The 7,178-nt window shown below is 47.7% G+C and carries 11 protein-coding genes and 1 pseudogene; 11 read left to right on the top strand and 1 reads right to left on the bottom strand.

Translation table 11 applies throughout. The annotated features are described in order from the left end of the window. Positions 1–174: 174 nt before the first annotated feature. Positions 175–606: a hypothetical protein gene (locus ACMJ0U_RS12250; protein WP_417130160.1), complete on the bottom strand. Its 432-nt coding sequence runs from the start codon at positions 604–606 to the stop codon at positions 175–177. A gap of 91 nt (positions 607–697) precedes the next feature. Here ACMJ0U_RS12250 and ACMJ0U_RS12255 point away from each other — a divergent pair, with 91 nt between their 5' ends. From ACMJ0U_RS12255 to ACMJ0U_RS12305, 11 genes and pseudogenes are all read left to right on the top strand, one after another. Next, positions 698–844, top strand: a complete 147-nt coding sequence (locus tag ACMJ0U_RS12255) for a hypothetical protein (RefSeq protein WP_417130161.1) — start codon at positions 698–700, stop codon at positions 842–844. Between the two features lie 175 nt (positions 845–1,019). Then, a complete protein-coding gene (locus ACMJ0U_RS12260) occupies positions 1,020–3,209 on the top strand; it encodes a hypothetical protein (RefSeq protein WP_417130162.1) in 2,190 nt (729 codons plus the stop codon). Positions 3,210–3,250: 41 nt separating this feature from the next. Beyond that, positions 3,251–4,168, top strand: a complete 918-nt coding sequence (locus tag ACMJ0U_RS12265; protein ID WP_417130163.1) for an AAA family ATPase — start codon at positions 3,251–3,253, stop codon at positions 4,166–4,168. Further along, positions 4,165–4,854 carry a hypothetical protein gene (locus ACMJ0U_RS12270; protein WP_417130164.1) on the top strand — a complete coding sequence of 230 codons (690 nt, stop codon included), beginning with the start codon at positions 4,165–4,167 and terminating at the stop codon, positions 4,852–4,854. The genes ACMJ0U_RS12265 and ACMJ0U_RS12270 overlap by 4 nt, the downstream gene beginning before the upstream one ends. Then, complete coding sequence (locus ACMJ0U_RS12275) at positions 4,793–5,239, top strand: hypothetical protein (protein ID WP_417130165.1); 447 nt, start codon at positions 4,793–4,795, stop codon at positions 5,237–5,239. Before ACMJ0U_RS12270 ends, ACMJ0U_RS12275 begins: the two co-directional genes overlap by 62 nt. Beyond that, complete coding sequence (locus ACMJ0U_RS12280; protein ID WP_117848648.1) at positions 5,232–5,501, top strand: hypothetical protein; 270 nt, start codon at positions 5,232–5,234, stop codon at positions 5,499–5,501. Before ACMJ0U_RS12275 ends, ACMJ0U_RS12280 begins: the two co-directional genes overlap by 8 nt. Beyond that, a complete protein-coding gene (locus ACMJ0U_RS12285) occupies positions 5,498–5,665 on the top strand; it encodes a hypothetical protein (protein ID WP_417130166.1) in 168 nt (55 codons plus the stop codon). Before ACMJ0U_RS12280 ends, ACMJ0U_RS12285 begins: the two co-directional genes overlap by 4 nt. A 19-nt stretch (positions 5,666–5,684) precedes the next feature. Continuing rightward, positions 5,685–6,332, top strand: coding sequence for a DUF3164 family protein (locus ACMJ0U_RS12290; protein ID WP_417130167.1), 648 nt, complete (start codon positions 5,685–5,687; stop codon positions 6,330–6,332). Positions 6,333–6,334: 2 nt separating this feature from the next. After that, on the top strand, positions 6,335–6,559 hold the full coding sequence (locus tag ACMJ0U_RS12295) for a hypothetical protein (protein WP_417130168.1): 225 nt from the start codon (positions 6,335–6,337) through the stop codon (positions 6,557–6,559). Continuing rightward, a complete protein-coding gene (locus ACMJ0U_RS12300) occupies positions 6,525–6,782 on the top strand; it encodes a hypothetical protein (RefSeq protein ID WP_417130169.1) in 258 nt (85 codons plus the stop codon). The genes ACMJ0U_RS12295 and ACMJ0U_RS12300 overlap by 35 nt, the downstream gene beginning before the upstream one ends. Then, a pseudogene (locus ACMJ0U_RS12305) lies at positions 6,779–7,178 on the top strand (hypothetical protein); the annotation flags it as partial. The gene ACMJ0U_RS12300 and the pseudogene ACMJ0U_RS12305, both read left to right, overlap by 4 nt.

Below are 7,178 nucleotides of genomic sequence, written 5' to 3' on the forward strand. Positions count from 1 at the left end.
ATAAAAATAGAAATCACTTCTGTTGGAGAGCCTTGCAAATTAGGGATGTCAGTTGATTATGTGGAAAGAACCGTATATGTAGATTGCGAAAAGGTATATTCTGACAGGATGTCGTATCGCCAATATAGTAACCTTGACGAATCCGACCCTATCAGAAATTTGGAAATGTATTTGTTAGGACTTAAAAAGAGACAACGCCGAGAGGATAGCAGAACTGATTCCAGCAAGTTTGTTGGCTTTTTCAAGAAGATCCGGAGAAAGCTGTTTGCTAAGAAGGTTTAATTCTTGACTCAGCTTTTCGATATTGGCTTTTAAGATTTCCTCTTGTGCTTGAAAACCTCCGTGTATATAAAAATCATTAGCTTCAACAAGCACCTCAAATTCAACAGTTCTGGAATTGTTGGCATATCCAGAGATAAGTCCCATCCTTTCAAACTGTGAAAAGATAGAGACAAGCTGGTTTTCAGTGAACGATTTTGAAGGATCATCTTTATCTGCCAGTTCTTCTAAAAAAGCAGTCTTAGGAACATTGTAATGTACGTCAAAATTAAACGTACCAGAACACAAGATGTTAATAACATCGTCTTTCATTTTTGGAGTAATCATAACAGTAGTTTTTTTAGTTGTTAGAACGCTACAAATGTAGCAAAAACCGTCCGTCTGTGAAGATATGACGGTCTTTAAAAACCGAAAGCTTATGAAAACAAGAAACATACTTATCGCAATACTCGCCCTTGCAGTGGCGAACACATTAACAGAAGGATGGCTGAATATAGCCGGAATCGCACTCTTGTCTGCATCGCTGGTTCCCGTAGCAATTAAGATGGACAAGGCAGACAGATAACTCACACGCAGCTATAAGAACCTGCACGTTTTCAGGAAACGTGAATTTGTCATAGGATTGGTTTTGGTATGAAGTAAAGTAATCTTTAACGCAATAGGTATTGACAAGGCAAAAAGATGCAGGCGGCTTAGCTTCAGGTTCGATTCCTGAGGCTGCACAATCTAAGATTTAAACAATGGCAGTAATATATAACGATAAGGTTTGCGTGTTGGCTAATGAATTGATTCGATTCGATTCAAAGCGAAACATCGGAAGCGAAAAAGGCTTTATCGGAAGGTCTAATTTTGACAACATGCGTTGTAATGGCCAGCTGATAATCGCCCGTCGCAGCACACCCGGAAACCCTGCCCTCGTAGAATTTGAAACCATGAGACCAGACATCAAGCGCAAGTACCTAGAAGCATACGGCGACCCGTATGCAGAACTGGCAAGCCGCGACCAGCAGAGCGAGCTGGAGAAGGAAGTGGAATACAACAACAGGGCATACACTTTCTTCCAGGCATACCGCTACGGCGATAACAACACACTCCCCCAGGAAAAAGTAAACGAATATACCTTGTCGGTAAACGTGATGGAAGCTTTGCTTCGCCTTCGCGACCGTCAGAAACAGAGTGCCATAGGTGGAAGCACACGCATCAACGTGTGGGAACGCCTGGGCGCACAGTGTCAGTCGCTCCTCGATGTGAAGGACGCCAAGGGAAAACCCTTGTTTCCGCATCACCTTCCGGCTTCGTGGAAATCATTGAAGCGCAAGTGCGAGGCATACGAGGAAGCCCGTAAGGCTGGCGATGAAGCCGGATTCCGCAGCGTGATCCATAAGAACTACGGTAACGATTCCGCATCGAAGCTGAAGGAACGCAAGGGAAGCGAACGCAGCAAGCTGGCCGAGTCGCTTATCCGTCAGTTCCTTGGCCTGCACATGAACTGGAACAACGTACAGGTGATGCAGGAATACAACAAGCTGGCCGAAGAGTTCGGGCTGGAAGAAATCAAGTCGCCGGCCACCATCGGCGCATACCGTCAGAAGTACGATGTAGTGACCAAGACACGCCGCCGGGGCATAGGCGAATGGAACAGCAACCTGAAGAAGCAGGTACGCCGTTCGGCTCCGCTTACCGCGATGACCTTCTGGGTGTTCGATGGATGGGATGTGGAAATGATCTTCCAGCGTGAGGAAGTGAAGAAGGTACGCAAGGGAGGTACCGTTCGAGAAGAACGCCGCACCACCTACCACAATCGCAAAACCATCGTCGTAGTGCTCGATGCCTGCTGCAAGTATCCCATAGGTTACGCCATCGGAGAAAACGAATGTGACGACCTTATCAAGGAAGCACTTACCAACGCCGTACGCCACACGCGTGAACTATTTGGCGAGCGATACATTCCGGTGCAGATGCAGTGCGACAACTACCACAAGAAATCGCTTTTCCCTTTCTATGAGCAGATGACGAAGTATCTCACACCTGCGGAAGTCAAGAATGCACAGGCCAAGATAGTGGAACCTTACTTCAAGTATCTCATTCTGGAATACTTTCAGAAGTTCCCGTCCTTCTCAGGCTTCGGCATCACCTCCAGCAAGGAGATACAGCCAAACGTGGAATGGCTGAACAGTCACCGCAAGTTTATCCCTACCGAGCAGGAAGCCATACGCCGAATTCATGAGGTGATGCAGATGGAACGCGCCAAGAAGATAGAAGCCTACATGAAGGCATGGAGCCAGACACCCGACGAACGGAAGATGCGTTTCTCCGATGAGCAGTACCTTCTGCTTATGGGGCAGACCAGCGGACGAACCAACAAACTGGAGTCAAGGGGCATCATCATGGAGCGAAACGGAATGCAGTACGTCTACGACAGCCTGGACCGCTCGCTGCTTGACCACCTGGGCACAAGCTGGGTAGTACGTTACGACCCCGACGATACAAGCCACGTGCTCATTACGAATGCCGGAAAGAAAGGCACCAAGGACGAAGGAAAGGAAATCGGTACGCTGCGCTACCTGCTCTCTGAAAAAGAAGCCGTGCCCATGGCACTGATAGACCAGAAGCCGGAGCACTTCGAACAGCGCCGACTCATCAATGAATTTAACGAATCGCTGAAAAAGGAAATCGTGGAAACGGCAGAAAAGGATGTCGACACCATACGCGACAGCGTATTCAGCCATGCGCTTCCTGCACACAATATTCTGGAGCGTTTCTGCATTACCGACAGCCGCGGACAGCACAAGGACAACCGTAACGAACTCCGCCTTCACGCCGAGGATGTGGAATACGAGGAAAACGACACACGCCCCTCACGCACGGTTTATCCTGACGATGAAGATGACTTTGAATTTGACCCTACAAACGCAGGGTTTTCAAGATAATTTAAAACTGATTTAATAACCCATTAAAAAGATATTGAACTATGGACGCAAACAAACTTAGAGACTACATCGAGACATTAATTCAGCGTGGATCATCGGCCGCAGAACTGGCACGCAAGTGCGACGTATCGGGCGCTGCCTTCTCCCAGTTCCGTGCAGGTAAGTACGGCGCAAAGGAAGATTCGATGGCTGATAAGATAGCCGTAGGACTTAACTACTATGACAACACCTGGAAGATTGTAGAAAGCGTATCTTCATACAAGCAGGTGAAGCTTTACCTGACAGCCGCAAAGAAGAATCACCGCTGGTTCTGTATCAGCAGCCGCAGCGGTAGCGGGAAGACACATTCGCTTATCGACCTTTACAACACCTGCCCTGACAACTCGATTATTTACCTGAAGTGCTGGAAGTGGACGGCTAAGAAGTTCCTCCAGAAGCTGGGCCGATGCCTGGGTATCACCTTCACCCGCTATACGGATACGGATGACATGCTACAGGAAATAACCTCCAAAATTAACGGAATGGACGACCGTAATCCGGTGCTGGTGCTCGATGATGCAGGCAAGCTTTCTAACAGTGCAATGACCTGCCTTATCCCTCTGTATGACGACACCAAATACCGCATGGGCTGTCTGCTGGTAGGAACGGAAACACTTCGACGCAACATCAAGCGCAACGTAGGCCGTGTGGACGGATTCGACGAAATAGACGGACGCGTAGTGCGTAACTACATCACCCTGCTGGGAGCCACGAAGAAGGATGTACGCGCCATCTGTGCCGCCAACGGAGTGACCGACGCAGAAGAGCAGGACGAAATCTGGGGAAAGCTTGACAAGGTAGAAAAATATCCCACGGAAGACTCACGGAAAGCCGTGTGGTTTGTTGACGACCTTCGCGAGCTGGAAGGAATGATCATGGATAAGTTAATCCGCCGTCAGGTACAAAATGGAGAGTTATGAGAAACTGGAGCATCAAGAACATAGAAGACCGGAAGTACGACTTTGTGCCGTTTTCCCCACGTTTTGCCGACCTGTTCGGCAAAACGGAGGCTACGGGAAACTGGATAGTATACGGAAAGTCCGGTCAGGGTAAATCTTCCTTCTGCCTTCAGCTGGCCAAGGAGTTCGATGAAATCGGGAAAAAGGTGCTGTTCGTGTCGCTGGAGATGGGCGACAGCTACGACTTCCAGCAGGCACTGGCCAACGCAGGAATACGTAGCGGATGCAGCCGTATCTCATTCACCGACTCCTGCCATCCGGAAGAACTGAAGGAAGAACTGAGAAAGCAGCGCAGTGCAGACGTGATAATCATTGACTCCCTTCAATACTTCATCGACCTGTACCGCGTGCGTGCGGCCGACTTCATCGAGCTTCGAAGAAAGTTCAAGAAGAAAGTGTTTGTCTACATCTCCCACATGAAAGGAAACGATGTGGACGGCGATACGGCCTACGACCTGAAGAAAGATGCCTTCAAGCGCATCCACATAGAACACTTCAAGGCATCGTACGTAGGCCGTGGTAACGGAGGTCCGAAAGGATTCTTCGTGATATGGGACAAAGGATACCGCCAGTTCTGGCTCGAAAATGGAACTAAAAAAGAAACTGATGGAAACAACAAAGAGAATGATACCGAAATGGATGATTAAGAAGCTGCACGTGCTGTATGCACGCTACGGCTTGTCGGAGGAACAGTACCGCGCACTGATCCTGGAGCTGACCGACGGACGTACCGACACCACCAAGGAACTCACCTACGCCGAGTCGCAGTACCTGGCTGGTTACATCACCGGAGCCAACACCACCATCAAGCCGGTGGCCGAAAGGCTTATCGAGAAGTCGCTGAAATGGCAGCGCAGCGCGGTGCTGAAACGCCTTCAGCAGATTGGAGTAGATACCTCTTCCTGGGATGCGGTAAACGCCTACCTTCGCAGCCCTCGCATCGCCGGGAAGCCTCTTTACGAACTGGACAGCGAAGAACTGTCCGCACTGATACCGAAACTTGAATCTATTAAACGAAAACAGAATGGCTGAATACGACGTAAACGACCAGCGCATAAACCGCATTAACTACATCCTGGACGAACTACCCCGCATAGAGGAACGCATCGACCGTATTAATGCGCAGATAGGAAGCCGAGAGATGACGGGACAGCAGTTCCGTAACCTGGTGGCCGAAAGAAGCACCCTCGTAAAGAGGTACGATGAACTGAATCGCGAGGCGAAGGAAAACTACCGCCTCGTGACCGGAAAGAATAAAGGAAAGATAACCTATAGCACGGAAGGAACGATATGAGAAAGAAATACAGAGTGTGGCGCGTAGTGATTAACGTACTGGGTCATCACCTGGCAGTGAGGTGCCGCCACGATACGGACAACCTTAGCGAAGTAAGAGCATACTACATGCGCATCTATCGGAACAGAGGGCCTATACGGCTTTATTATACAGAATTTTATTAACCTTTAAAAACAAGTAATTATGATTGATTTAAAAGCATTGACCGCAGAACAGAGAGCAGCACTGAAAGCACAGTTGGAAGCAGAAGAAAAGGCCGAAAAAGACCGTGTACAGAACGAACGCGAAGCCTACAAGCAACTTGTAGACCAGACGGTACAACACGCAGTGGCAAAGCTTCAGAACCTATCCAGCGAAATGGAGCGACTGAAAGAAGAAGTATTCACAGATTTTGCCACCCTTATCAAGACAAAGAACGAGTTGTTCAAGACTAAATACGACCGTCAGAGCGACACGTTCACCACAGCCGATGGTACAATGTCCATCACGCTTGGAAACCGCGTAAACGAGGGCTGGGACGACACCGTAGAAGCTGGCATCGAAAAGGTGAAGGCGTACCTGAAGACGCTGGCCAAAGACGAAAACAGCGCAGAACTTGTGCAGGTAGTCATGGGACTTCTGGCAAAAGACCGCAAGGGAGCCTTGAAAGCCAACAAGGTGCTCGAACTGGAGAAGCTGGCAGCCACCAGCCGCGATGCAGAGTTCATCGACGGTATCAACATCATCAAGGCTGCATATCGCCCCGTACCTACCTGCCAGTTCATTCAGGTTACGCTGAAGGATGAAGAAGGAAAAGAACGTAAGTTACCGTTGTCTTTATCGGCTATGTGATTATGATTAACGACATGAAACCAGGGGAAGTCCGTCTGTTAGCAGACGGAACCCCGATAAAATTCCTGGAAGTAGTCAATATTACCAGCTTAGACAATCCGTGTCAGTATTGCGTGTTCGAGAATGAACGCTGTCAGGAACGCGCGATACTTCTTGGAGGATGCGACCCCATGACACGCGATGACGGAAAGTTTGGCATCTTCATTCACGCTGGAACAAATGCCTGACCTGTTCAAGCCTCGCAGGGTGGCGGTGAAGATTCATTACAGCGCAATAAGCCAGTTTATGTTTCTCTGGGTGAAGTGGAACCGCCCCTGCGACTTATCAGTACAGCGTTCAACTAAATCTCCTGAATTGCTTGGTATATGTTTCGATGTGAAGAATAACGATACGCTCGACATGATGGAAGATTTAAAACGAAGTTTAAAAACCGAAATTATTGATTTATGATGGGAAACAAATTAGTAATAGTTCCTTTTGATTTGGAACTTTCGAAAGAAATAACAAATGGAGAAGTAGAAGGTAGAATTATTACACGCGTAGGGAATAGTGTAAGAATTTTATGTTATGATGTAATTAACAATCAATATAATATATGCGGATTAGTTCATTATGGAAAATCTGAGGAACCTGAGGTTTTTACAGAGCAAGGATTATTTTATGAAGGCCAAACAGATGATTTAGACCTCATGCTTGAAATACCAGAATATCTTAAATTTAAAATTGGAGATGTAATAACATTTGGGAATAAAGAAGATAGTCTTTCCATAGGAATATTTATGTATAATCCGCAAATCGAAATGTTCGCGCGTTTCAAAATGAAAAGTTCATTTCACAAAACGACGC

Origin of the sequence: Phocaeicola sp., from assembly GCF_048170425.1 — a bacterium.
Lineage (GTDB): Bacteria > Bacteroidota > Bacteroidia > Bacteroidales > Bacteroidaceae > Phocaeicola.